Source organism: Anoxybacillus pushchinoensis (assembly GCF_900111795.1).
GTDB lineage: Bacteria > Bacillota > Bacilli > Bacillales > Anoxybacillaceae > Anoxybacillus > Anoxybacillus pushchinoensis.
Window position 1 is genome coordinate 69,952 of sequence record NZ_FOJQ01000001.1, and the last position, 26,189, is coordinate 96,140.

At 43.6% G+C, this 26,189-nt stretch carries 28 protein-coding genes; all 28 read right to left on the reverse strand.

The features are described 5' to 3' along the window. Positions 1-2: 2 nt before the first annotated feature. The 28 genes from fliF to smc all read right to left on the reverse strand — a co-directional run bounded on the left by fliF (position 3) and on the right by smc (position 26,139). Entirely contained in the window at positions 3-1,589 is a 1,587-nt protein-coding gene (fliF, locus tag BM213_RS00360; RefSeq protein ID WP_091699994.1) for a flagellar basal-body MS-ring/collar protein FliF, read from the reverse strand. Positions 1,590-1,618: 29 nt separating this feature from the next. Further along, positions 1,619-1,912, reverse strand: a complete 294-nt coding sequence (gene fliE / locus BM213_RS00365) for a flagellar hook-basal body complex protein FliE (RefSeq protein ID WP_091699995.1) — start codon at positions 1,910-1,912, stop codon at positions 1,619-1,621. A gap of 11 nt (positions 1,913-1,923) precedes the next feature. Next, entirely contained in the window at positions 1,924-2,361 is a 438-nt protein-coding gene (flgC, locus tag BM213_RS00370) for a flagellar basal body rod protein FlgC (RefSeq protein WP_077429196.1), read from the reverse strand. Between the two features lie 3 nt (positions 2,362-2,364). Next, entirely contained in the window at positions 2,365-2,745 is a 381-nt protein-coding gene (gene flgB, locus BM213_RS00375) for a flagellar basal body rod protein FlgB (protein ID WP_091699996.1), read from the reverse strand. Between the two features lie 168 nt (positions 2,746-2,913). Continuing rightward, positions 2,914-3,693 (reverse strand): GTP-sensing pleiotropic transcriptional regulator CodY, encoded by a 780-nt coding sequence (codY, locus tag BM213_RS00380; protein ID WP_003394910.1) that lies wholly within the window; start codon positions 3,691-3,693, stop codon positions 2,914-2,916. Between the two features lie 12 nt (positions 3,694-3,705). Next, entirely contained in the window at positions 3,706-5,085 is a 1,380-nt protein-coding gene (hslU, locus tag BM213_RS00385; protein ID WP_091699997.1) for an HslU--HslV peptidase ATPase subunit, read from the reverse strand. Positions 5,086-5,097: 12 nt separating this feature from the next. Continuing rightward, complete coding sequence (gene hslV / locus BM213_RS00390) at positions 5,098-5,646, reverse strand: ATP-dependent protease subunit HslV (protein ID WP_279625309.1); 549 nt, start codon at positions 5,644-5,646, stop codon at positions 5,098-5,100. A gap of 14 nt (positions 5,647-5,660) precedes the next feature. After that, a complete protein-coding gene (gene xerC, locus BM213_RS00395; RefSeq protein ID WP_091699999.1) occupies positions 5,661-6,563 on the reverse strand; it encodes a tyrosine recombinase XerC in 903 nt (300 codons plus the stop codon). A 60-nt stretch (positions 6,564-6,623) separates the two neighbouring features. After that, positions 6,624-7,922, reverse strand: coding sequence for an FADH(2)-oxidizing methylenetetrahydrofolate--tRNA-(uracil(54)-C(5))-methyltransferase TrmFO (gene trmFO, locus BM213_RS00400; RefSeq protein WP_091700000.1), 1,299 nt, complete (start codon positions 7,920-7,922; stop codon positions 6,624-6,626). 47 nt (positions 7,923-7,969) lie between these two features. Beyond that, on the reverse strand, positions 7,970-10,039 hold the full coding sequence (gene topA / locus BM213_RS00405; RefSeq protein ID WP_091700001.1) for a type I DNA topoisomerase: 2,070 nt from the start codon (positions 10,037-10,039) through the stop codon (positions 7,970-7,972). A 115-nt stretch (positions 10,040-10,154) separates the two neighbouring features. Continuing rightward, positions 10,155-11,042 (reverse strand): DNA-processing protein DprA, encoded by an 888-nt coding sequence (gene dprA / locus BM213_RS00410; RefSeq protein ID WP_091700002.1) that lies wholly within the window; start codon positions 11,040-11,042, stop codon positions 10,155-10,157. 61 nt (positions 11,043-11,103) lie between these two features. Then, positions 11,104-12,006, reverse strand: a complete 903-nt coding sequence (gene sucD / locus BM213_RS00415) for a succinate--CoA ligase subunit alpha (RefSeq protein WP_077429205.1) — start codon at positions 12,004-12,006, stop codon at positions 11,104-11,106. Between the two features lie 19 nt (positions 12,007-12,025). Then, positions 12,026-13,186 (reverse strand): ADP-forming succinate--CoA ligase subunit beta, encoded by a 1,161-nt coding sequence (sucC, locus tag BM213_RS00420; RefSeq protein ID WP_004891085.1) that lies wholly within the window; start codon positions 13,184-13,186, stop codon positions 12,026-12,028. A 118-nt stretch (positions 13,187-13,304) separates the two neighbouring features. Beyond that, positions 13,305-13,568, reverse strand: a complete 264-nt coding sequence (locus tag BM213_RS00425) for an EscU/YscU/HrcU family type III secretion system export apparatus switch protein (RefSeq protein WP_091700003.1) — start codon at positions 13,566-13,568, stop codon at positions 13,305-13,307. Beyond that, positions 13,565-14,734, reverse strand: a complete 1,170-nt coding sequence (locus BM213_RS00430) for a hypothetical protein (RefSeq protein WP_091700004.1) — start codon at positions 14,732-14,734, stop codon at positions 13,565-13,567. The genes BM213_RS00425 and BM213_RS00430 overlap by 4 nt, the downstream gene beginning before the upstream one ends. Position 14,735: 1 nt before the next feature. Continuing rightward, positions 14,736-15,506 (reverse strand): ribonuclease HII, encoded by a 771-nt coding sequence (locus tag BM213_RS00435; RefSeq protein ID WP_091700005.1) that lies wholly within the window; start codon positions 15,504-15,506, stop codon positions 14,736-14,738. A gap of 67 nt (positions 15,507-15,573) precedes the next feature. After that, positions 15,574-16,428 carry a ribosome biogenesis GTPase YlqF gene (ylqF, locus tag BM213_RS00440; RefSeq protein WP_208601843.1) on the reverse strand — a complete coding sequence of 285 codons (855 nt, stop codon included), beginning with the start codon at positions 16,426-16,428 and terminating at the stop codon, positions 15,574-15,576. Between the two features lie 15 nt (positions 16,429-16,443). Next, positions 16,444-16,995: a signal peptidase I gene (gene lepB, locus BM213_RS00445; protein ID WP_091700007.1), complete on the reverse strand. Its 552-nt coding sequence runs from the start codon at positions 16,993-16,995 to the stop codon at positions 16,444-16,446. 72 nt (positions 16,996-17,067) lie between these two features. Then, complete coding sequence (gene rplS, locus BM213_RS00450; protein ID WP_003394943.1) at positions 17,068-17,412, reverse strand: 50S ribosomal protein L19; 345 nt, start codon at positions 17,410-17,412, stop codon at positions 17,068-17,070. Positions 17,413-17,530: 118 nt separating this feature from the next. Then, positions 17,531-18,268 (reverse strand): tRNA (guanosine(37)-N1)-methyltransferase TrmD, encoded by a 738-nt coding sequence (gene trmD, locus BM213_RS00455; RefSeq protein ID WP_003394945.1) that lies wholly within the window; start codon positions 18,266-18,268, stop codon positions 17,531-17,533. Next, on the reverse strand, positions 18,265-18,786 hold the full coding sequence (rimM, locus tag BM213_RS00460) for a ribosome maturation factor RimM (protein WP_279625310.1): 522 nt from the start codon (positions 18,784-18,786) through the stop codon (positions 18,265-18,267). Before rimM ends, trmD begins: the two co-directional genes overlap by 4 nt. Beyond that, complete coding sequence (locus tag BM213_RS00465; protein ID WP_091700009.1) at positions 18,786-19,169, reverse strand: YlqD family protein; 384 nt, start codon at positions 19,167-19,169, stop codon at positions 18,786-18,788. Before BM213_RS00465 ends, rimM begins: the two co-directional genes overlap by 1 nt. 48 nt (positions 19,170-19,217) lie before the next feature. Next, the gene (locus tag BM213_RS00470; RefSeq protein ID WP_091700010.1) at positions 19,218-19,445 is read right to left on the reverse strand and encodes a KH domain-containing protein; all 228 of its coding nucleotides are present in this window, start codon (positions 19,443-19,445) and stop codon (positions 19,218-19,220) included. A gap of 3 nt (positions 19,446-19,448) precedes the next feature. Continuing rightward, positions 19,449-19,721: a 30S ribosomal protein S16 gene (gene rpsP, locus BM213_RS00475; RefSeq protein WP_003394954.1), complete on the reverse strand. Its 273-nt coding sequence runs from the start codon at positions 19,719-19,721 to the stop codon at positions 19,449-19,451. Positions 19,722-19,816: 95 nt separating this feature from the next. Continuing rightward, entirely contained in the window at positions 19,817-21,157 is a 1,341-nt protein-coding gene (gene ffh / locus BM213_RS00480; RefSeq protein ID WP_091700011.1) for a signal recognition particle protein, read from the reverse strand. A gap of 12 nt (positions 21,158-21,169) precedes the next feature. Beyond that, entirely contained in the window at positions 21,170-21,502 is a 333-nt protein-coding gene (locus BM213_RS00485) for a putative DNA-binding protein (protein WP_091700012.1), read from the reverse strand. 71 nt (positions 21,503-21,573) lie between these two features. Continuing rightward, positions 21,574-22,572, reverse strand: coding sequence for a signal recognition particle-docking protein FtsY (ftsY, locus tag BM213_RS00490; RefSeq protein ID WP_091700013.1), 999 nt, complete (start codon positions 22,570-22,572; stop codon positions 21,574-21,576). Between the two features lie 6 nt (positions 22,573-22,578). Then, entirely contained in the window at positions 22,579-26,139 is a 3,561-nt protein-coding gene (gene smc, locus BM213_RS00495) for a chromosome segregation protein SMC (protein WP_091700014.1), read from the reverse strand. Positions 26,140-26,189 lie beyond the last annotated feature (50 nt).

Here is a 26,189-nt window from a genome sequence, read left to right on the forward strand (position 1 = left end):
CCTTATTCTTCTGCAAGCCATGTTCTTAACAGTTTTGCAAATTCTTCTGGTTTTTCTTTTGCAAGCTTTTCAAGCTGCTTGCGGCGCAACGTTGCTTCTGTTTCGACTTCTTCGTTTACATCTGGAATATGCACTGCCACTTGCTCTTCTTGTAGCGGTAGTTCGTAAATTTCCTCTTTTTTCCGCTTGCGCAACCATAAAAAGACGAGCAATGCAATGATGAAAGCGAGCAGTCCGCCACCAACAAGGTAAGCCCACGTTGGGATAGCTGTAGCTTGTTCGTCAAACTGCACTTTTCCGTTAAACGGTTGTACAGAAACGACGACGCGGTTTTGTAAGTCTGCATCGGTCCATTGACCTGCGATCTCTTTATCAACCGATGTACGCACGATCGTCCCTAAAATTTTTGTAATGTCGTCAACCGTTTGGGCCGAAAGTGAGTTCGGATCGCTTGGTGTCGGCGGTTCTACCATTACTTGAATACCTAAATCTTTTACTTTATAAGGACTTGCAACAATTTCCTTTTTTATTCTATTAACCTCGTTGTTAATTGTTTCCTCGATTCGCTCATAATCACCGTTTGTCTCGCCATTTGCTCCTTCATACCCTGGCACCTCGTTTTCTCCTACGCCCGCTATACCACCAGGTTGCGCTCCTTTTCCTGAAAACGTCTCAGTAATACGTTGCACACTCACAGCGATGCCTTCTACATTTTCTTTATCTACTGGCTCAACAAGCTCTTCTTGACGGTTTTCTTGCGTGAAATCTACATCGGCAGTCACGGACACGACAACCTTATCTTGTCCGATCATCGTTCCTAACATTTGCTGAACGCGCCGTTGAATGTCACGTTCAATTTGTTGTTTTACTTCATACTGTTCAGTAAATGTTTTACCCGACGAAAAATTTTCTTTATTTTTTAAGTCAAAGTACTCAAAATATTGATTCATAATGACGATATTTTCAGTAGGAAGGTTCGGCACGCTTTTGGAAACAAGATGGTATAACGATTGAATTTGCTGTTCATTAAATTTATATCCTGCCTTTGTTTTCAAAACGATAGATGCCGATGCTTCTTCCTGTTGATCGCCAACAAAGATGGTCGGCTGGGGTAGATTAATCATCACTTTCGCATCTTCTACCCCGTCGATGCTTTTTATTAATCTAGCGAGCTCTGTTTGCATCGCCTCAATTTTTAACACGTTAAATTCGTTATCTGTCATCCCGAAACCGGAGTTTTTCCCGAAAAATGAATAATCAATACTACCGCTTTCCGGGATGCCTTCTGCAGCTAATTGTATTTTTAACGTGTTCACAAGCTGCTCTGGTACTAAAATCGTCGTGCCGTTATCAGCAACTTGTGACTTAATGCCACGTTGATCAAGCGTCGCTTTAATTTGTCCTGCTTCCTGCGGCGATAAATTGCTGTAGAGAGGAGCGAAATTCGTCCGCGTCGCAAAAAAAGCAGTGAGCGACACGGCGATGACTAACAAACCAACGAGTCCGAAAGCCATTATTTTCTGTTGCTTCGTTCTCCCACTCCAAAACAATTTGAATCGTTCTATCGCTTGTTTTAATTGCTCGTTCATATGCTTCCTCCGCTATCTCATGAGGTCAATTATACTTGCATTCTCATCACTTCTTGATACGCTTCAACGACTTTATTGCGCACTTCAATCGCTAGTTGAAGCGACACGCTTGCTTTTTGCGAAGCGATCATAACATTGTGTAAATCAACGTTTTCCCCTCTTGCTAACTTCATCGTCAGTTGATCTGATTGAATTTGCCGCTTGTTCACTTCTTGAATCGCCTCTTTTAAAAATTGCGAAAACGCCCGTTGCGCCTCGGCTGGTTTTATTGTTTGCTGCTGCACAGCTGGTGATAAAGCTGCACGTTGAATGCGATCAATCATCGTTTATCCCCCTACTTTCCGATTTCTAACGCCTTCATTAACATTCCTTTCGTCGCGTTTAACACCGTCACATTCGCTTCATATGAGCGAGTCGCGCTCATTAAATCGACCATTTCTTTTAACGGATCAACATTTGGAAGTTGTACATATCCGTTTTCATCTGCATCAGGATGAGATGGGTCATACACAAGTTTGAACGGCGTTTCGTCTTCAATAATTTTCGTCACTTTCACTCCACCTGCCGACCGTTCGTTCATGGCCTGACTTAAAAAAGAAGAAAACGATTCGTTCGGCTGCATGACAACCATTTTCCGACGATACGGCTGCCATTTTCCGTCTACCATTTTCGCCCGCGTCGTATCGACGTTCGCCATGTTGGCTGAAATGACGTCCATGCGCAACCGTTGTGCCGTTAAAGCGGAAGCGGACACATTGAAACTTTGAAACATATATTATTTTCCTCCTTTAATGACCGTTTTTAAGGAGTTAAACTTCCCGTTTAACCGCTCGACTAACGCGTTGTAATAAATTTGGTTTTGCGCTAAATCCGACATTTCTCTATCCAAATCGACATTGTTCTTATTATGATTGTAAACGAGATCATTTTTCGTTGTCACGAAAAATTTGTTTGTGCTCCCTTTAAACTCAAAATGGCGCGGATCCGTACGATACGCTTGCAAAGCCTGATGAAATTCATTTCGAAACTGAACGTCTTTCGCTTGAAAATTCGGTGTATCGACATTCGCAATGTTGTTTGCGATCACTTTTTGCTTCAATGATGAGTAATTTAATCCTTGTTCTAATATTTGAAACGTATGTGAAAACAATTTCACGACATATTCCTCCTTGTAAAGACACCGTTCGATACCTTTATTGTAAAAAATTATTTCCAATATGTACATAGGGAACATTGTACTATTTTTCACATACTTTAACAAACAAAAGAGGCATCTTTGCGAGAAAGATGCCTGCTTTATTTAAAGATTAAGAAGCTTTTCTTATTAATGATGTTTTAATTTTTCAAGCTCTGTTAAAAACTTATCGTTTAACACTTTAATGTACGTTCCTTTCATCCCGAGGGAACGAGATTCAATCACTCCAGCGCTTTCTAGTTTGCGCAATGCATTAACAATAACCGAACGCGTAATGCCAACTCGATCGGCAATTTTACTTGCAACAAGCAAACCTTCTGTCCCATTTAATTCTTCAAAAATATGTTCAATTGCTTCTAATTCACTATATGAAAGCGAGCTAATCGCCATTTGAACGACCGCTTTGCTGCGCGCTTCCTCTTCAATTTCTTCCGCTTTTTCACGCAAAATTTCCATTCCGACAACCGTTGCACCGTATTCAGCTAAAATTAAGTCATCATCGTGAAATTCTTTATCTAAACGGGATAAAATAAGCGTTCCTAAACGCTCGCCCCCACCAATAATCGGGACGATCGTCGTTAGCCCGTTTTTAAATAAATCTTTATTTTCCACCGGAAACGCCGTATACTCACTATCAATATCAAGGTTTGGTGATGTTTCTGTAATGTTAAATAAATTTTTTGTATATTCTTCTGGGAATTGACGGTCAGCCAACATTTTTTTCATTCGCTCGTTTTCAATCGTTTGTTTAATCGCAAATCCGAGTAATTTGCCCCGACGACTAACAACGAAAACGTTTGCTTCGATTACTTCGCAAAGCGTCTCTGCCATTTCTTTAAAGTTTACTGGTTTTCCAGCCGCATTTTGCAGCATCGCATTAATTTTTCTCGTTTTTTCAAGTAAATTCATCTCGCATCCTCCTTATAAAATAAACTGACTTAAATCTTTGTTTCGCACAATATTTCCGAGTTTTTTCTCCACATACTGCGGGGTGATAACAATTTTTTCAAGATGCACATCTGGTGCTTCGTACAATAAATCTTCTAACAACTTTTCCATAATCGTATGAAGGCGGCGTGCGCCAATGTTATCTGTTTGTTGATTCACTTCAAACGCCACTTCCGCAATTTTACGAATAGCATCGTCAGAAAATTCAAGTTGTATACCTTCTGTCGCAAGTAAAGCGACATATTGTTTTAACAGCGCATTGTTTGGTTCTACTAATATTTTTACGAAATCATCTACCGTCAGCTTCGTCAGCTCGACGCGAATCGGAAAACGCCCTTGCAGTTCCGGAATTAAATCGGACGGTTTCGCCATGTGGAATGCGCCGGCCGCAATAAACAAAATATAGTCCGTTTTCACTGGCCCGTATTTCGTCATAACGGTTGACCCTTCCACAATCGGCAAAATGTCGCGCTGCACCCCTTCACGCGAAACGTCAGCCGATGAGCCAGTCTGTCCTTTTCGCGCAATTTTATCGATTTCATCAATAAAAATAATACCTGACTGTTCAGCTAACCGAATAGCTTCTTGCGTCACTTCGTCCATGTCGATCAGCTTTTGCGCTTCTTCGTTCACGAGTACATGGCGCGCTTCTTTCACTTTTAATTTTCGTTTTTTTCGTTTTTTCGGCATAAAGCTACTTAACATATCTTGCATATTGACGCCCATTTGCTCGATGCCAGCACCTTGAAATAAGTCAAACATAAGCGGTTGTTGTTCTTCTACTTCAATCGTCACAAACTCATCTTCTAGCTCTCCGTTTGCAAGCTTCCAAGCAATTTGTCGCCGTTTTTCAACAATGTGTTGCTCATCGCTTTCTGTCTCCGGCTGCTCTTGTGCGCCGCCAAACAAAAGTTCGAACGGATTTTTCATCGGCTGCTTCGCTTTTCCAGGCACGAGCAATTCAACAAGACGCTTATTCGCCAACTCTTGCGCGCGATCTTTTACTTCGTTCATTTTTCTCTCTTTGACAATGCGTACGGACGTTTCGACGAGATCGCGTACCATCGATTCGACATCTCGACCGACATACCCGACTTCAGTAAATTTCGTCGCCTCTACTTTTACGAACGGAGCGCCAACAAGTTTCGCTAACCGTCGTGCAATTTCCGTTTTTCCTACGCCTGTCGGTCCAATCATTAAAATGTTTTTCGGCACGACTTCATCGCGCAACTTCTCGTCTAATAAGCTGCGACGATAACGATTTCTTAACGCGATCGCCACCGCCTTTTTCGCTTCATGCTGACCGACGATAAACTGATCAAGCTTTTCAACAATTTGTTTTGGCGTTAACATGCCACTCCCCCCTTACAGCTCTTCGACAATAATGCAATCGTTTGTGTACACGCAAATATCACTCGCTACTTTTAATGCCGCTTCCGCAATTTGCTTCGCTGTTAAATGCTCACCCGCATACGCCTTTAACGCTCTCCCTGCCGCTAGCGCATAGTTGCCCCCTGAGCCGATCGCTAATATACCATCATCCGGTTCGATCACTTCTCCCGTTCCGGAAATGAGGAGTAAATGGGTGTCGTCCATGACGATTAACATCGCCTCTAACCGACGCAACACTTTATCGCTCCGCCATTCTTTCGCTAGCTCAACTGCAGCGCGCTGTAAATTTCCGTTGTATTCTTCTAGCTTTCCTTCAAACATTTCAAACAACGTGAACGCATCGGCTACCGCTCCCGCAAAGCCAGCTAACACTTTGCCATGAAAAAGTTTACGAATTTTTCGTGCGGTATGTTTCATCACGACAGCATTGCCGAACGTTACTTGACCATCACCTGCCATCGCCCCTTTTCCTTGGTGGCGAATCGCAAAAATCGTCGTCGCATGAAATTGGCTCATAAACATCCTCCTTATTTTCGTTATGCGCGTGGGTGGGAATGTAAATAAATGTGGCGCAAATGATCTTTCGTTACATGTGTATACACTTGCGTCGATGAAAGATGCGCATGCCCTAACAATTCTTGTACAGAACGTAAATCAGCACCTTCGTTTAACAAATGGGTCGCAAATGTATGCCGAAACATATGGGGGCTTACTTTTAGCGAAAGAGCAGCGCGTTCGACGATGTCGTTTAAAATATGACGCACCCCTCTTGGCGTTAACGCGCCACCGCGCGCATTTAAAAAAAGCACATCCGTCGGCGCTTTTGCTTTACTTATCAGTTGCTGACGTCCGTCCTGTATATATCGTTCAAGCGCTTCTTTGGCGTACGTACCGAACGGGACATATCGCTGTTTATTTCCCTTTCCGTAAATTAAAATGGTACATACCGAAAAATCAATGTGTGATAAGCGAATGTTACAACATTCACTTACCCGTACACCCGTTGCGTACAACAGCTCGATAATGGCTTGGTTTCGTTGACCGATCGCTGTATTTAAATCATTGACAGCAAACAGCTGTTCTAATTCGTCTTGGTACAAAAAATGTGGAATTTTCTGTTCTTTCTTCGGCAACGAAGCAAGGGCAAACGGATTTTCAAAAACGATTTTTTCACGCACTAAAAATTTATAAAAACTGCGCAAACTCGACATTTTTCGGGCAATCGAACGGCTAGATTGCTTCCGCTTATGAAGCTCCGTTAAAAACAGGCGAACGTCGCTGTAAGAGACGTCTTGCAATCGTTTGACTTGTTCGCGCTCCATAAATTCAAAAAATTCGCCAATATCATGCTTATAACAAGCAATTGTATATTCTGAATAATTTTTTTCTATTTGTAAATATTCAATAAACAAATGTAACGTAAAATTCACATTTTCCATCCGATCACCTCACAAGAGCTACTAAATAGTATCATAATTTAGCAGCTCTTGCAATGAATTTCACAACTTTTTTAAAAAATTCTGAATTGTTTCTAACGCCCGTTCTGCATACCGTTCATTTTTTTTCTTTTTATCTTTAATCGGCTCATCAAGCGGGGCAAATAAGCCGAAATTGGCATTCATCGGCTGAAAATGTTTTGGGTTCGCTGACGTAATGTAATGCGCCATGCTGCCGATTGCTGTTTCCTGTGGAAATACGACAAGTTCTTTTCCGAGCACGTAATGTGCGGCGTTGATCCCCGCCACAAGTCCTGAGGCTGCTGACTCAACATATCCTTCAACACCGGTCATTTGTCCTGCGAAAAATAAGTCTTCTCTCTCTTTATATTGATACGTCGGCTTTAGCAACTTTGGAGAGTTCAAAAACGTATTGCGATGCATGACACCGTATCGTACAATTTCTGCTTGTTCAAGCCCCGGAATGAGACGAATGACTTCTTTTTGCGCTCCCCATTTTAAATGCGTTTGGAAACCGACAATGTTGTATAACGTCCCTGCCGCATCGTCTTGACGAAGTTGTACAACAGCATAAGGACGTTTCCCTGTACGTGGGTCTTCTAAACCGACGGGCTTCATCGGACCAAACAGCAACGTCTTTTTCCCGCGTCGTGCCATAACTTCAATTGGCATGCATCCTTCAAAATAAATTTCTTTTTCAAATTCTTTTAAAGGAACTGTTTCAGCAGAAATGAGCGCATCATAAAATCGCTCGAACTGCTCTTCTGTCATCGGGCAGTTAATGTACGCCGCTTCCCCTTTATCATAGCGAGATTTCACATACACTTTCTCCATGTTAATGCTTTCTTTTTCAATAATCGGTGCTGCCGCATCGTAAAAGTATAAATATTGTTCCCCTGTCAACGCTTGAAGTTGTTCTGAAAGCGACTGCGATGTTAGCGGGCCGGTCGCAATGATGGTCGGACCGGCTGGAATCGCTGTTACTTCTTCACGAATGACCGTAACGTTCGGATGATTCGTAACCATTTCCGTCACTCTTGCCGCAAATTCGTGACGATCGACAGCTAAAGCACCGCCGGCTGGCACTGCACAAGCATCTGCTGCTTTTATAATAACGGAGTCTAAACGACGCATTTCTTCTTTTAACACACCGACCGCATTCGTTAATGTGTTCGCACGAAGAGAATTGCTACATACAAGTTCTGCAAATTTGTCGGTATGATGCGCGGGGGTTTGTTTAACCGGACGCATTTCGTACAATCGAACACGAATGCCGCGCTTCGCTAGCTGCCACGCCGCTTCACTTCCTGCTAGTCCTGCTCCGATAACTGTTACTTCCATATACATATTCCCTCCTCGATAAAATGGGTGAGGGTATTCGCCTCACCTTACTGTTGTTCGTGATATTCGCACTGCGTACATTGAATGTGCATACTCTTTTTCCCTTTTTTCTCAACAAGCATGCCACCGCACTTCGGGCACGGGCGATTGATCGGTTTATCCCATGACACGAAATCGCACGCTGGAAAACGATCACAACCGTAAAACATACGCTTCTTTTTACTTTTTCGTTCAACGATGTTCCCTTCATGACAACGTGGGCATTTCACGCCAATATCTTTGACGATCGCTTTTGTATTTCGACATTGTGGAAAATTGGAGCAAGCGATAAACTTCCCGAAGCGCCCCATTTTGTACACCATCGGGCTTCCACATACTTCGCAATCGACATCTGCTGATTCATCAGCTATTTCAACTTTTTCCATTTCAACTTCCGCAATTTTTAACCGTTTTTCAAACTCGCGATAAAACTCATCAATGATGCGTACCCATTCGACTTTTCCATCTTCAATGTCATCTAAATTTTTTTCCATTTTCGCTGTAAATTCAACGTCTAAAATTTCCGGGAAAAATTGCATCATTAAATCTAGTACAATTTCACCAAGCTCTGTTGGAACGAAACGTTTGTTTTCGAGCGTGACGTAATTTCGTTTTTGAATCGTATCAAGCGTTGGAGCGTACGTCGATGGGCGACCGATGCCGAGCTCTTCCAACGTTTTTACGAGCCGAGCTTCCGTGTAACGTGGTGGAGGCTGCGTGAAATGTTGCTTTCCTTCAATATCTTTACTAAATACGCGCTCTCCTTCAACAAAGTCTGGCAGCAACCGTTGTTGCTCATCTTTCGGATCGTCCGTTCCTTCCACATACACTTTCATAAAACCTGGAAACTTAACCGTCGAACCGGTCGCACGGAAGATGACAGTTCCGTTTGATAGTTCCACTGCTACTGTGTCGAGCACAGCTGGCGTCATTTGGCTTGCGATAAAGCGCTCCCAAATGAGTTTGTACAGCTGATATTGATCGCGCGTCACGTACGGTTTAATCACTTTTGGATGGCGCCAGACGGACGTTGGACGAATCGCTTCGTGCGCATCTTGGGCGTTCGTTTTTTGTTTTTCTTTTCTTTTTTCTGTCGCTACATATGATGTGCCGAACGTCTGTTCAATATACTGAATCGCCTCTTGTTGAGCGCTTTCGGATACGCGCGTCGAGTCTGTACGCATATATGTAATTAAACCGACCGTCCCTTCACTTCCAAGGTCGATCCCTTCGTATAGCTGTTGGGCAACCATCATCGTTTTTTTCGTGCGGAAGTTTAATTTCCGCGCTGCCTCTTGTTGCAATGACGATGTAATAAACGGTGCAACAGGATTGCGTTTTCGCTCTTTTTTCGTTACCGATGTGACGACAAATTCGTTTCCTTGAATATGGCTTAATACATGTTGCACATCTTGCTCCGTTTTTACGTCGAACGTTTCACCGTTCAAGCGATAAAATTGCGCCTCAAATACATCATTGTCTTTTACAAACGTTCCTTGAATCGTCCAATACTCTTCTGGTTGGAATGATTGAATTTCTTTTTCCCGATCGATAATTAAGCGAAGCGCAACAGATTGCACGCGTCCTGCGCTTAACCCTTTTTTTACTTTTTTCCAAAGCAACGGGCTAATGTTGTAGCCGACGAGACGATCGAGCACACGCCGCGCTTGCTGGGCATGAACTAAATGCATATTGATGGCACGCGGATGTTCAAATGACTGTTTAATCGCATCTTTCGTAATTTCGTTAAATACGACGCGACATGGTGAATCAATGTTTAAATCAAGGAGATGGGCTAGATGCCAAGCAATCGCTTCCCCTTCGCGATCCGGGTCGGCTGCAAGAAATACTTTTTTTGCTTTTTTCGCCGCTGTTTTCAATTCTTTAATAACCGAGCCTTTTCCGCGAATCGTAATATACTTCGGTTCATAATCATTTTGTATGTCAACGCCCATTTGACTTTTTGGCAAATCGCGCACGTGGCCCATTGATGCTTTTACTTTATACTTTTTTCCTAAATATCTTTCAATCGTTTTCGCCTTGGCTGGCGACTCTACAATGACTAAGTAGTCTGACATTATTTTGTCCTCCCTTAAGAGGTAATTCGTAAAGTAAAATCCTCATTATTATTAATGATGATTCGTTCATTTGTCAAACATCATTTTTCGATTTTCTCTTTCATTCATGTAACATTCATGTAAAAAGATGTCGAAATTCCTCCTCAATATCTTCACTTGACAATATTAATTTTGCTCCTTGTTGAATCAACCGATTAGTCCCGAGCGCCTCTTTTGTTGTGATGTCACCGGGAATCGCAAACACTTCTCTTCCTTGCTGGAGCGCAAAATGAGCGGTAATGAGCGAGCCGCTTCGCTCTTTTGCTTGTACAACAAGCGTACCGAGCGACAAACCGCTAATGATGCGATTGCGCATCGGAAAATGCCACGTCTGTGGGCGAACGAATGGTGGATATTCTGAAATAATTAATTGCGTTGTCACTAATTGTCGAAATAATGATTCATTTTCAGGTGGGTATATGTAATGCAATCCGCCCGCAATGACCGCAATTGTTTCACCATGATGCCGTAAACATAAACGATGTGCTTCAGCATCAATACCTTTTGCTAGTCCGCTAACAACGACCCAGCCGTTTTGAATGAGGGGCGGAAGGACGATATGCATCGCTGCGATTCCTTGACGAGTGGGCGTCCGTGTCCCTACGACGCTAATTATTTTTTTTCGCTTAAGCAACGCTACGTTTCCTTTCGCATATAGTACCCACGGTGGATCATATATATGTTTCAGCCACTCCGGATAACCATCATCTTTTATTGTTACAATATGAATGTTTTGTTCCTCATATGTTTTTATCATACGTTTCAATTTGTGACAATGCAAATCATGGAAAAAAGCAGTGAAATGTTTTTGGGGGATCGGAAGTAGTCGTTGAAGTTGTTGTGACGAAAGATGAAAAATGGATGCTAGCGATGGGTCTGCATGAAGCAAGCGTGCGATACTTTTCCACCCGATGCCACGACAATGATGCAAATGGATGAGCCGTTCGCGAGTTGTATCGTACATGATATCCCTCCTATTTATAAAAATCGTCCTAAGGTTTGTGCCTTAGGACGATTCGCGATTATTAATGTGTTTTACACTTTTCGTATAAGCCGCGTTCTTTTAATACAGAGATGAGCGTTTCGCCAATGACTGCTGGCGTTTCTGCGACTTTAATGCCGCATGCTGTCATCGTTTTAATTTTTTCTTCCGCCGTTCCTTTTCCGCCAGAAATGATCGCACCAGCATGTCCCATGCGCTTTCCTGGAGGTGCTGTTTGTCCGCCGATAAAGCCGACAACCGGTTTTGTCATGTTTGCTTTTACCCATTCTGCCGCTTCTTCTTCCGCCGTTCCGCCAATCTCACCGATCATAATGACCGCGTACGTGTCTTCATCTTCGTTAAACGCTTTTAATACGTCGATGAAGTTTGTGCCGTTGACTGGGTCACCGCCAATACCGACCGCCGTTGATTGACCGATTCCCGCTTGTGTTAATTGATGAACAGCTTCGTACGTTAACGTACCGGAGCGGGAAACGATACCGACATGGCCTTTTTTATGAATATAGCCCGGCATAATGCCGATTTTGCATTCTTCTGGTGTAATGATACCAGGGCAGTTTGGCCCGATTAAGCGCGTTTTCTTTCCTTCCATATAGCGCTTCACTTTTACCATGTCTAGTACCGGAATGCCTTCTGTAATACAAACAACTAAATCGATTTCCGCATCGACAGCTTCCATAATCGCATCGGCAGCAAATGCTGGCGGAACGTAAATGACAGAGGCGTTCGCACCTGTTTTTTCAACCGCTTCAGAAACCGTATCAAACACAGGTACCCCTTCAACTTCCGTGCCACCTTTTCCTGGTGTTACCCCACCAACAATGTTTGTGCCGTACTCAATCATTTGTTTCGTATGGAACAACCCTTGTGAACCTGTAATTCCTTGTACAATGACTTTCGTATCTTTATTAACAAAAACGCTCACGTTTCTCCCATCCCTTCTATTAGCTTACTAGCGAAACGATTTTTTGCGCGCCGTCTGCCATCGATTCAGCGGCTGTAATATTTAATCCGGACTCTTCTAAAATCTTTTTCCCTAATTCAACGTTCGTTCCTTCTAAACGAACGACAAGCGGAAGATTTAAACCGACTTGTTTCGTTGCCTCAACAATTCCGTTAGCGATGACGTCACATTTCATAATGCCGCCAAAAATGTTAACGAAAATGCCTTTGACGTTCGGGTCGGATAAAATGATTTTAAACGCTTCTGTTACTTTTTCTGTCGTCGCACCGCCACCAACATCTAAAAAGTTTGCTGGCTCGCCACCGTAATATTTAATGATGTCCATCGTCGCCATCGCTAAGCCTGCACCGTTAACCATGCAACCAATGTTTCCGTCAAGCGAAATGTAGTTTAAATCGTATTTTGATGCTTCAATTTCTTTTGGATCTTCTTCGTCTAAATCGCGATATTCTAAAATGTCTTTATGGCGATATAACGCGTTTGAATCAAAGTTAAGCTTCGCATCAAGCGCCATTACTTTTCCATCACCCGTTACGACAAGCGGGTTAATTTCAGCGATTGAGCAATCTTTTTCAACGAACACTTGATATAAGCCTAACATAAATTTTACAGCTTGATTGACAAGCTCTTTCGGAATATTGATGTTAAATGCCATACGGCGCGCTTGGAACGCTTGTAGACCGACAGCTGGGTCGATATACTCTTTAAAAATTTTCTCTGGCGTTTTTGCAGCCACTTCTTCAATTTCTGTTCCGCCTTCTTCTGATCCCATTAATACTACGCGGGACGTCGCACGGTCAACAACAAGCCCGATGTAATATTCCTTTTTAATGTCGCATCCTTCTTCGATCAACAGGCGCTTCACTTCTTTTCCTTCTGGACCTGTTTGATGTGTGACAAGCACTTTCCCTAACAGCTCACTCGCATATGTACGAACTTCTTCTAGGCTTTTTGCGACTTTTACACCCCCTGCTTTTCCGCGACCGCCGGCATGAATTTGCGCTTTCACGACACAAACGCTACTGCCGAGCTCTTTCGCCGCCTCAACCGCTTCTTCAACCGTAAACGCCACACGACCGTTCGGCACGCTTACTCCGTAGCTTCTGAGGATCTCTTTTCCTTGATACTCATGAATATTCATACCCCATCCTCCTATGTATAAAAATAAAAGTACTAGCGCTTTCATTGTATAATGATACTTTGTCAGTTGTCTACCATTTAGACAGAAAATTCTTTAATGAAAGAAAGAAGGAGCATGATCATCGCTCCTCCACCTTTTTTTCGACTTGATAAATAAATGCAAATACTTCGGCGACAACTTTGTACAGCTCTTCTGGAATCGTTTCGTTTAGCTGTAATTGGCCGAGCATCACCGCAAGCGTTTCATCTTCGTAAACGGGGACGTCGTATTGTTTCGCTTTTTCAATGATGCGCTCAGCCACAGCTCCTTCTCCTTTTGCAACAACGATAGGGGCAACATGTTGCTCATCGTACGACAAAGCAATAGCACGTTTTCGTGTCATATGCGATAATCCACCCCTTTGTATGAAAATGGTTCGACGAGCAATCGTTTCTTTGTCGGTGCGCGCTCTGGCACTTTGACGTGAACGGTCGAAAGCGTATAACCATGCTCAGCAAGCTGTTTTTTTAACGACGGCTCAAGCGCTGAGACGTACGAAGATAAATGCGGCGTGTCATTGATGACGGAAATATGGACAATGCGTTGTTGAATGTGAACATCGACGAGCGTTTCTTTTAACGTCGCCATCGTTAAGTAAAATAACATACGACAATAATCTGTATCGATTTTTCCGTTTTCACGTTGTTTCCCGCGCCATTGAATCGTCACGTCTGTGGCGTGCGTTCCAATGAGAAGGGGAAATTGGGTAAAAAGATGGCGAAGCGGTGCGTCATTTGTCGATAATAGTTGCTGTGCCTTCATGCGCTCGAATAGAGATACGATTTCTTCTTTCAATTCACCGGTCGCTTCAGCCGCTGCTGATCGCAATAAAGAAAATGATTCATCTTGTTGCTTGATCACCTGTTTGAACAGTTGATAAACCCGTTCTGGTGAAAATGAGGAAAGCTCCGGCATATCGCGCAAAAATGAGGCAAGTTTCGTTAACGTTTCATTCGGTGGCAACCGTTCAATCATTTGCGCGAGCATCATCCGTTGCTCGTACAACGGCTTATCATGCTGCAAAGCGACGAGCGAACGAAATACATCGTCTTGAAGCGGCAAATCGCGCATAAGAATCCATTTAATCGCTTGAGCTTCCTTTTCCCCTCCTGTTTGCATCCATTGCCGAAGCGACGCCATATCATTCGTTTTAAATGAAAAAGATTGGTCGATCATCCACCGCACAAGCGCCTTCGTTTGTTCGTTTGTCGGCAACCGAAAGTGACGAATGACGCTTTCTTCATCTGCCATTTTTGCCGTTTGCGGCAACATTTTTAGCAGCAGCGGGGAGGCTTGTTGCACTTGAAACGTATATGCCCCACCTTCTTTAGCTGGCGATTGCAAATGAGCGGTAAGCATATGCGTTCCGATTCGAACGAGCGCTGTACGATCTTCATTTATTTTTTCGATTTTCCCATGTATGATATCTCCTATGTGAAACGTTGGTGCTTTCGGTAGGCGGTTCGTTTGCGCCTCATCAAATAACGTGCGCAACCATTGAACGTTCATTTCATTCCCCTCGCTTTAGTCGCTCGCGAATTGGTGCAAATGAGCGGCGATGTTCCTCAATCACTCCATATTGTTCAATGGCTTGCAAATGCTCTTTCGTTCCATATCCCATATGCCGCTCAAATCCGTATTGTGGATATTTCTCACCTAACCGCTTCATCATGCGATCGCGCGTCACTTTCGCTATAATGGAACTTGCTGCAATGGAGACGCTATGCGCATCCCCTTTAATGATCGATGTTTGTGGAATAGATAGTGGAATGTGCATGGCATCAATGAGCAAATGCTCGGGAGCGATCGCAAGCGCGTGGACAGCTTGCATCATCGCTTTTTTCGTCGCTTCGTAAATGTTTAGCTCATCAATTTCGCGTGCGCTAACGATGCCAATACCGATCGCAAGCGCCGTTTGTTGAATGATAGAAAACAACTGCTCTCGCTTCATTTCCGATAGTTTTTTTGAATCGTCTACATGAGGGAGATACACATCTTTTGGTAAAATCACTGCTGCGGCAACAACCGGACCAGCTAGCGGCCCTCGTCCTACTTCATCTACCCCCGCGATGTAGCGGATTCCTTTGTCGTATAGCGCCTGTTCATATCGCAACATATGCAAAAAACGTTCGCGTTCCCGTTTTTCTTCTTCTTTTTGCTTATACCATTGTTGAACGAGGCGTTGGACGCCTTTTCGTTCATCGAGCAATAGTTGTTGAAACCATTCGTCTGTTTCATCGTGAATCGTTTGTAGTCGTTGCTTAATCTCTTGTATGTTCACGCGCAATCACTCCTTACATTTTATATCGGCTCATTCATAAAAAAATAAAGGCTCGCATATGCGAACCTTACAGGCGATCGAAACTAAGCCGTCCTAGTTTTTCTGTGCGAATATCGCGCAATACGAGCTCGGCTACTTTATCGTAATCGACGACGCCGCCAGAAGCGAGGCAACCTCGTCTTTTACCGATTTCGTCGAATAGTTGGACGATGTCCTCCGGAATATGAGAAAAAGCGTACCGTTCTTTTAAACGATCAGGGTAATGCGCCGTTAAAAAGCGCAACGCATATACGGCAACGTCTTGCAAATTTAAAATCGTATCTTTAATCGCCCCTGTCGTTGCAAGTTTGTATCCAACTTCTTCATCTTCAAATTTCGGCCATAAAATTCCTGGCGTATCAAGCAATTCAAGTTCCTTGCCGACTTTAATCCACTGTTGTGCTTTCGTCACTCCTGGTTTATCGCCCGTCTTTGCGATATGCTTTCCTGCTAACCGATTAATGAGTGTTGACTTTCCTACATTCGGAATGCCGACAATTAATGCGCGCATCGCACGTGGGCGTTTTATCCCTTTCGCTTCCATCTTTTCGAATTTTGGACGCAACCGCTCCTTCGCGGCTGCAACAATTTGTTTCATACCCGTTCCGCTTTGAGCATCGATCGCAATAGCCTCGATTTGTTGCGTAGCGAAAAAGGCAATCCACTGTTTTGTGACGTCTGGATCAGCCATATCTGCCTTATTGAGCAACATGATGCGCGGCTTATTAGCAACAATTTCATCAATTAACGGGTTGCGTGAAGAAAGGGGAATGCGGGCATCAACAAGCTCAAATACAATATCAATCAGTTTTAATTTTTCTGTTACTTCCCGCTTTGCTTTCGCCATATGACCGGGAAACCATTGAATCGTCATCGCTGCCACCTACTTTGTATGATGTTATTCAACAATGCGAGCATCCGAAAGAGGCCAATAGACGACGGACGTTTTGCCTACCACTTTTTCCATCGGAATGAACCCGATATGGCGGCTATCTTTACTATACCGACGATTATCTCCGAGCACGAATAAATGGCCTTCTGGAACTGTTTTTTCCCCCCATAGCTCTTCAAGAGTAAACGACTCTGTTAGCGGACCGTCAAATAGTCGTTTTTTCTCTTCATCTAAGTACGGCTCTTTATACGGCTTTCCATTGACATATAGCGTATCGTTTTTATATTCGATCTGGTCGCCTGGAAGCCCAATGACGCGCTTAATATAATCTTTGCCTTCCTCCGCACGAAAAACAATAATATCAAACCGTTTCGGTTCGCCAATTTTATATGCAACTTTATTGACGATCATCCGATCTTGATTATGTAACGTCGGCATCATCGATTCCCCTTCGACAATAATCGGGGCAAAAATGAAGTAGCGAATGCCACCTGCTAACGCCACTGCAATAAGAATTGCTTTCACCCATTCAAACCATTCGTTTTTTTGTTTTTCCATCCTTCTCCCACCTATATGATACATGTTGAAAAAGGAGCTTGATGATCAAGCTCCTCGCAATCATTTCTTTTGTTAGATGATTTCTTTGATGCGTGCTGCTTTACCGCGGAGTTGACGCAAGTAGTACAATTTCGCACGACGAACTTTACCGCGACGAACAACTTCTAATTTTGCAATCTTCGGCGTGTGTAATGGGAATGTACGCTCAACACCTACACCGTAAGATACTTTACGAACTGTAAATGTTTCGCTAATTCCACCACCACGACGCTTGATTACAACGCCCTCAAATACTTGGATACGTTCACGGTTTCCTTCAACAACTTTAACGTGAACGCGCACAGTGTCACCAGGACGGAATTCAGGAAGATCGTTACGTAGTTGTTCTTTTGTAATTTCTTGAATTAAATGATGCATCATATTCATCTCCTTCCAACAGATGCTCATGCTTCTCGTTCATAGCAGCGGAACATCGTTTTCATGCGACGTAAGTCACAACGTTTATACTAGCATAAAGATGTATCGGATGCAAGGGTTACCGCTCATTTTTTTCCCATTGTTCGATCCATTTTTTTTGTTGTTCCGTTAGTTCATACGTCTCAAGTAAATCTGGGCGGCGCAACCATGTGCGACGCAACGACTCTTTTTGGCGCCATTCTTCAATTAAGCGATGATTGCCGGAAAGAAGAACGTCTGGCACCTTCATGCCGCGGAAATTTGCGGGGCGCGTATAATGTGGATGTTCGAGCAAACCGGAGCTATACGAGTCAAGTACAGGCGAATGTTCATTGCCGAGCACGCCAGGAAGTAAGCGAACAACACTATCGATAACGACCATAGCCGCGAGTTCTCCACCGGTTAGAACGTAATCTCCAATAGAAATTTCGTCCGTTACTACATGCTCTCGAATGCGCTCGTCATATCCTTCATAATGTCCGCAAATGAAAATGATATGTTGTTCTTTCGCCAGCTCTTCCGCTTTTTTTTGCGTATATCGTTCCCCTTGTGGGCAAAGTAAAATGATGCGCGGACGATGTTCGCTTTGCTTCGTTAAATGATCGACCGCATCAAAAATCGGCTGCGGCTTTAATACCATGCCTGCACCACCGCCATAAGGATAATCATCTACTGTTTGATGTTTATTATCGGCAAACTCGCGAAAGTTAACGAGCCGAAATGTGACAGCCCCTTTCTCTTGCGCCCGCTTTAAAATGGACTCGTTCAGCACGCCGGTAAACATCGTTGGAAATAAAGTGAGCACATCGATTTTCATTCGTCAAGCAACCCTTCCATCACATGAATCGTAATCATCTTATTTTTCACATCGACCCGTTTAACAACATCTTCAATATATGGAATGAGCACATCGCTGCCTTTTTTCCGCTTAACAACCCATACGTCATTCGCCCCTGGCGTTAAAATTTCTTTTACTTCACCAATCGTTTCACCATCTTCCGTGACAACGACAGAGCCGATAATTTCGTGAAAATAATACTCTCCTTCAGCAAGTGGCTGAAGCTGGCTTTCAGGCACTTTAATGATTGCTCCTTTAAACTTTTCAACTAAGTTAATGTTGTCATATCCTTCAAATGTTAACAAATCAAATGACTTATGCACACGATGGTTTGCCACTTTTACTTCGACTGGCGGCTCGTTTTCCATAAAAATGTATAATACATTTCCTTTTTTATATCGTTCTTCAGCAAAATCGGTGCGTGAAATGACGCGCACTTCACCGCGAATGCCGTGCGTATTCACAATTTTTCCGACATGAAACCATTTCACAACGATCACCCCTCACGTATGTCGACAACGATTCCATCTTCAATGACAATCGTTTTCGAAGATTCCCATCGCATCCCTATTTGGACGTCGATGATCGCCTCGACATCTCTTTCTTTTATTTCACTTCCTATCGGTAATATGCGCAATTGCTCAAGAAGGAAATCAAGCTCTTCTATTTTTTGACGACGAACGTTCATTTCGCGTTCAAACTTGTCTTTTATTTGCTTTGGTGAAAACGAAGTGTGCTTTTCCATTCGCTTTTGTTCAAAGATGAGTTGCGCACATTGTTGTTCCAGTTGTTGTTTTTGTTGCATAAATTGTTGAATGAGTTGCTGCTTACTGTTCTCAGTTAATCGTTGTCTAACTTCCACTTTTTGTATAATTTTCACGGTGCACCGCCTTTCTGAACGAAAAAAGGGGAGGTATGTCCCTCTCCCTTACTCTTCGATGCGTACGTCTATTCGCTTTTTCGACTCGTTAGCTGCTTGAACTACAGTGCGAATCGCTTGAATGATTCGCCCGTTCTTCCCGATCACTTTCCCTACATCTTCTTTATGAAGGGAAATCGAATACGTGATCGATTGTTGTTGTTCCGTTTCGCGAACGACGACGCATTCCGGATGATCGACAAGTGACCGAACGATCGTCTCAAGCAACGTTTTCATACATTACTTTCCGTACTTTAAGTTGTGGAATTTTTCTAAAATTCCTTGTTTTGAAAGCAAGTTGCGTACCGTGTCAGATGGTTTCGCACCGTTTTGCAACCATTTTAATGCAAGCTCTTCGTTAATTTTTACTTCTGCAGGCTCTGTTAACGGATTGTATGTGCCGATTGTTTCGATGAAACGACCGTCACGTGGAGAACGAGAATCTGCAACAACGATACGATAAAATGGTGATTTTTTTGCACCCATACGTTTTAAACGAATTTTTACTGCCATAATTGTAGCACCTCCGAAAATATTTCACACAAGATAGTATATTAGCAATAAACGTTTTGTTTGTAAAGTGTTTTTTCTTAACACTGTTATTTTGTTTACATAAACGGGAAACGGAACCCTTTCTTTTTCCCTTTTGGCATCGTCGTCATCATTTTCATCATCTTTTTCATCTCATCAAATTGTTTAAGCAAGCGGTTGACGTCTTGTACTGTCGTTCCGCTCCCTTTCGCAATTCGCTTTTTGCGGCTAGAGTTGATGATGTCTGGGTTCATTTTTTCTTCTTTCGTCATCGAGCGAATAATTGCTTCTACCCGACTAATTTGCTTTTCATCGATGTGTATATTGTTAAGACCTTTCACCTTATTCGCGCCTGGCAACATCTTTAAAATTTCATCGAGCGGACCGAGCTTACGCACTTGTCCTAGTTGCTCTAAAAAGTCGTCAAGTGTAAATGATGCCGTGCGCATTTTTTGCTCCAGCTCTTTTGCTTTTTCTTCATCGACGGCCGCTTGCGCTTTTTCGATTAGCGTCAATACGTCGCCCATGCCTAAAATGCGTGACGCCATTCGCTCGGGATGAAACGGCTCAAGCGCATCGAGCTTTTCGCCCATTCCGACAAATTTAATCGGCGTATTCGTGACCGCTTTAATGGACAATGCTGCTCCACCGCGCGTATCACCATCGAGTTTCGTCAAAATGACGCCCGTCAGCCCAAGCTGTTCGTTGAAGCTTTGGGCGACGTTGACCGCATCTTGCCCTGTCATCGCATCGACGACGAGGAAAATTTCATCCGGCTTCGCCACTTCTTTTATTTGCTTTAATTCGTCCATGAGCGCTTCGTCAATGTGAAGCCGACCGGCTGTATCAATTAAGACGTAATCATGATGTTCTTCTTTTGCTTTCGCAATCGCTTGTTTCGCGATTTCAACAGGACTCACTTGATCGCCGAGAGAAAAAACAGGAATGTTAAGCTGTTTCCCTAACGTTTCAAGCTGTTTAATTGCTGCCGGCCGATAAATGTCGGCTGCGACGAGCAACGGTTTGCGATTATGTTTTTTGCGCAATACATTCGCTAGCTTCCCCGTTGTCGTCGTTTTTCCTGCCCCTTGTAATCCGACCATCATGACGACAGTTGGCGGGCGGCTCGCTACAGCGATTTTGCTATTTTCTCCCCCCATCAGCTCCGTCAATTCTTCTTTCACGACTTTGACGACTTGCTGTCCTGGGGTTAAGCTTTTCATCACTTCTTGTCCGACAGCCCGTTCGCTCACTTTTTTTACGAAGTCTTTGACGACTTTAAAATTGACGTCAGCTTCTAATAGCGCTAGCCGCACTTCACGCATCATTTCTTTTACATCGGCTTCCGTGACTTTGCCTTTGCCACGAATTTTATTCATGACATGTTGCAGACGGTCGGCCAATCCTTCAAATGCCATCGTTACCGCCCCCTACTCTAATTTCTCCAACTCCACAACGAGCCTCATCAGTTCTTCATCGTTCGGATAGCGCTCGGCAATGTGCGCTTTTAATACATGTAGCAGTTTTTGCCGCTGCTGAAACTTTTGAAAGAGCAACAATTTTTGCTCATAGTCTTCTAGCATAGCTTCCGTCCGTTTAATGTTATCGTACACCGCTTGACGACTCACTTCGTACTCTTCGGCAATTTCACCGAGGGAGTAATCGTCTAAATAATAAAGGGACATATAGTTTCGTTGCTTCGGTGTTAACAACGATTGGTAAAAATCGTATAAATAGTTCATTCTCGTTGTTTTCTCTAGCATGAAACTCCCCCCTGTTAAGTGAAACGCCTTTACACGACTTTAGTTTATATGTTTTGTGCGATGCTGTCAAGTTATTCTCCTTGCACTTCCTCACGTTCCATAAACGATGCAAATAACCCATAAACGAATTGTTCTGCGTTAAATGGCTCTAGATCGTCCACTTTTTCCCCTAAACCGACAAACTTCACCGGAATGTTTAACTCGTGGCGAATCGCCAATACGATACCACCTTTAGCCGTGCCGTCCAGTTTCGTCAGTACAATGCCCGTCACGTTTGTCGCTTCTTTAAACGTTTTCGCTTGGCTCATTGCATTTTGTCCTGTCGTTGCATCCAATACGAGCAATACTTCATGCGGTGCACCCGGCACTTCACGTTCAATGACGCGTCTCACTTTTTCAAGCTCTTTCATTAAGTTAACTTTATTTTGTAAACGGCCGGCTGTGTCGCATAATAAAACGTCGACGTTGCGCGATTTAGCCGCTTGAATCGCATCGTACATCACCGCCGCTGGATCAGAGCCAGCAGACTGTTTAATGACTTCCACGCCGACTCGCTCGCCCCATACTTCAAGCTGTTCAATTGCACCTGCCCGGAACGTGTCGCCAGCTGCCAACATGACTGTTTTCCCTTCGTTCTTTAATTTGTGCGCAAGCTTTCCGATCGTCGTCGTTTTTCCGACGCCGTTTACACCGACAAATAAAATGACCGTTAAGCCGCTTGGTTGGATATTTAGTTCTATTTTTTCATCGCCGCCCGCTTGGTATATATCGATGAGTTTTTCGGAAATGACGCTATACATGTCTTTCGGGTCTTGAATGTTGCGACGCTTTACTTCCATTTTCAGCTCGTCAATGAATTCCATCACAGTAGCAACCCCGACGTCAGATGCGATTAAAATTTCTTCTAGTTCTTCAAAAAACTCTTCGTCCACTTTGCGATAGCGGGCGATTAAATCGTTCACTTTTCCCGCGAACGAATCACGCGTTTTTTCTAAACCTCGCTTAAACTTTTCCGTTACTGTATCTGCTTGTTTTGCGATTTTTTCTTTTAACTTTTTAAAAAAGCTCACCGTTTCTCATCCTTTCTTTCCAGCTGCTTCTTCCAATCGAACAGAAACAAGTTTCGATACACCTGATTGTTGCATCGTGACCCCGTACAATACATCGGCTTCTTCCATCGTTCCTTTGCGATGAGTAATGACGATAAATTGCGTTTCGTTGCTAAATTTCTTTAAATATTTTGCATATCGTTGCACGTTCGCTTCATCGAGGGCAGCTTCTACTTCGTCGAGCACGCAAAACGGAACAGGGCGAACGTTTAAAATCGCAAATAAAAGCGCGATGGCTGTTAATGCCCGTTCTCCGCCTGATAGTAAACTTAAATGTTGCAGTTTTTTTCCCGGCGGTTGTGCGACAATATCGACACCTGTATGAAGTAAGTCGTTCGGATCCGTAAGCTGTAAATCTGCCTTTCCTCCTCCGAACAGTTCGACAAACACGCGCGCAAATTGCGTGCGAATGAGTTCAAACGTCGTCGCAAATCGTCGCTTCATTTCATCATCCATTTCATCAATCACTTGGTAAAGCGTATCTTTTGCCCGCTGTAAATCTTCTTTCTGTTCCGTTAAAAAGCGATGGCGTTCTGATACACGTTCATATTCTTCAATAGCACCAAGGTTGACCGTTCCGAGCTCATCAATAGCAAGTTGAATGAGTTTTACTTTTTTCCGCGCTTCTTGCGCTGGAATGTGGAGCGGGAACGATTGTTTCGCTGCTTCAAACGACAGTTTGTATTCTTCACGAAGACGGTTTAACAAATGGTCTAATTCCATATCTAAACGAGCCAGTTTCACTTCTTCGTCTTTTAACGTATCGGTTAGTTGTTTATGTTGACGTTTCCATTCTTTTATTTCTTTTTCGAGCTGTTCAAGTTTCGTTTGGTAATGTAGCCGCTGCTCACGCCGCGTAGCAATAAGCTGCGTTGTTTCTTCTTTTTGTCTCGTTTTTTCTTCACATATTCGTTCAAGTTGTTGTTCATCTTCCGTTTGCTCGTTCATATGATGGACAAGCTCATTGCGCTCACGTTCTAGTTGCTCGCGAGCTCGTTTCGTTTCTTCCTGCTCTTCAATCAGCCGAAGCACGTGTTGTTGTTCGTTTCTGACGTGCTCTTGCTTTTCTGCCAGCGCGACTTTCAAAGCGGTAAGCTGTTCTTGCATTTGTTCTTTTGATTGTTGTTCTTGCTGTTTTTTTTCAGTCCATTGCTTCACTTGTTCATCAATGGAAGCGATGTTTTTTTGAAGCGTTTCAAGCGATTGTACGACGTGATGAAGGCGAGTCGTTAGCTCTTCTTTTTCTTCTTCAAGCGTTTGCCGCTCATAGCGGTATACAGCTAACCGTTCATCGAAATGCTTTTTACGAAGATCGAGCTCCGTCCATGCACTTTTTTCTTCTTGCAACGTCGTGCGACGAGCTTCTAGTTCGGCATAAAGCGCTTCCCGACGCTGTTCTGCCTGCGCAATCGCTTCTTTTTCGCGCTGCACGAGCTGTTCAAGTTCCACCGTTTTTCGCTCAACATCGCGCCAATTAGCTGTTACTTCTTCTAACTCACGGGCACGGCTGAATAAGGAACTCGTCTGTTTATTTACCGTTCCTCCCGTCATCGCCCCACCCGGATTTACAACATCTCCTTCAAGCGTAACGAGACGATAACGATATTGCAGTTGACGGGCGAGTTCGTTTGCTCCTTTTAAGTCGCGCGTAATAATGACTGTGCCGAGCAAATTTGTCATCACTTGCTCGTACGTCGCGCTATAAGAAATTAACTGCGAAGCAACGCCAACGTAAGCTGGGTGTTTGGCGATTTCCGCTAGAACAGATGAAGGGAGCGACTTGCGCTGAATGACGTTGAGCGGCAAAAATGTCGCCCTTCCTGCTGCGTGATGTTTTAAAAATTGAATCGCCTCACGGGCACTTTGTTCGTTTTCGACGACGATATGTTGCGCCGCCCCACCGAGCGCCACCTCGATCGCTGTTTCTAATTCCGATGGCACGGTCATAAGCTCAACAACCGCCCCATGAATACCTTTAAGACGATGCTTTGCTTTTAATACTTCTTTCACGCCTTGGAAAAATCCAGCGTACTCTTGTTGCATCGCTTCCAGCATTTCTTTCCTCGATTTTAGCTTTTGAACGTATTGATACGCCTCATATAGCGTCGCTTCCTTTTTACGATATCGCTCTTTTCGCAACGTTAATTGTTGCTCTTCGCTTTGAATGACTTCTTCTTGTTTAGCGATGCGCTCTTGCAGTTCGTCAATGCGTTGTCGTTTCTCCTCCCATTCGTCAACGATACGTTCGTACGCTTGAATATGTTCATCGTTCGCTGCAATGAGCTGCCGTTGTTTATGCTCATTTTTTTGCAGCTGCGCTTCTATATGCGTCCGTTCATTTTTTAACGTCGCTTGCTCATGAACGAGATCAATATATTCGCTCTTTAGCCGTTCAATTTCCGCTTCCGCTTTCGGACCATAAGCTAACAGCACGTCATTTTTTTCTTTTAGCTCCGCTTGGAGCGTTTGTACCTCTTTTTGAAGTTGTTGAAGCTGTTTCTTTTTTTCAGCAATCATCGCTTCAAGCGAACGCTCGCGTTCAGCGAGCTGCGCCATCGTTTGTTCCATTTGTTGTTGCTGTTTATGCGCATGGCTTTTCCGTTCCTTTAATAATTGTTTTTTCCCTTCCGTTTTTTCGAGCTCTTCGCTTACAAGCAACAACACTTGCTGCAAACCATCAATCGACTCGTCGAGCGCCGCCAATTCATGGCGCAGCTCAGCAATGTGCGCCTCTTCTTTTTGTAACGTCGTCGCTAGTTCCATCTCGTTTTGTTCATGCAACGCGAGCTGTGCTTTTAACGACTCCCACGTTTTATGCAGCTGTTCGATTTCATAGACGATTAAGCCAACTTCGTACGTCTGTAATTGTTCTTTTTTTTCGATATATTCTTTAGCAATCGACGCTTGTTGTTTTAGAGGCTCAAGCTGCTGGTTTAATTCGTGTAAAATGTCTTGCACACGTTGTAAATGATCTTCTGTCTCACTTAATTTATGTTCAGCCTTTTTTTTCCTCATTTTATATTTTAACACGCCAGCCGCATCTTCAAAAATCATGCGTCGGTCTTCTGGTTTGCTGCTTAAAATTTCTTCTACTTTTCCTTGGCTAATGATTGAAAAAGCTTCACGGCCAACGCCTGAATCCATAAATAAATCGACGATATCTTTTAAACGGCACGGCTGTTTGTTAATGAAAAATTCGCTATCTCCCGAGCGATATACGCGCCGTGTTACGCTCACTTCTTCGTACTCAAGTGGCAAAAACTGATCGCTATTATCTAGCGTTAATGTGACTTCCGCTACGTTCAGCGGCTTACGCGATTCGCTTCCAGAGAAGATGACATCTTCCATTTTTGCCCCGCGAAGCGACTTGACAGATTGTTCTCCAAGCACCCAACGAATCGCATCTGTAATGTTGCTTTTCCCACTTCCGTTCGGACCGACGATGGCCGTCATCCCCGGGACAAAATCGATCGAAATGCGGTCAGCAAATGATTTAAATCCGATAGCTTCTAAACGCTTGAGGAACACATACATCCCCCTTTATTCAAAAGATATGACAACAAACAAGGCTGTCCTTT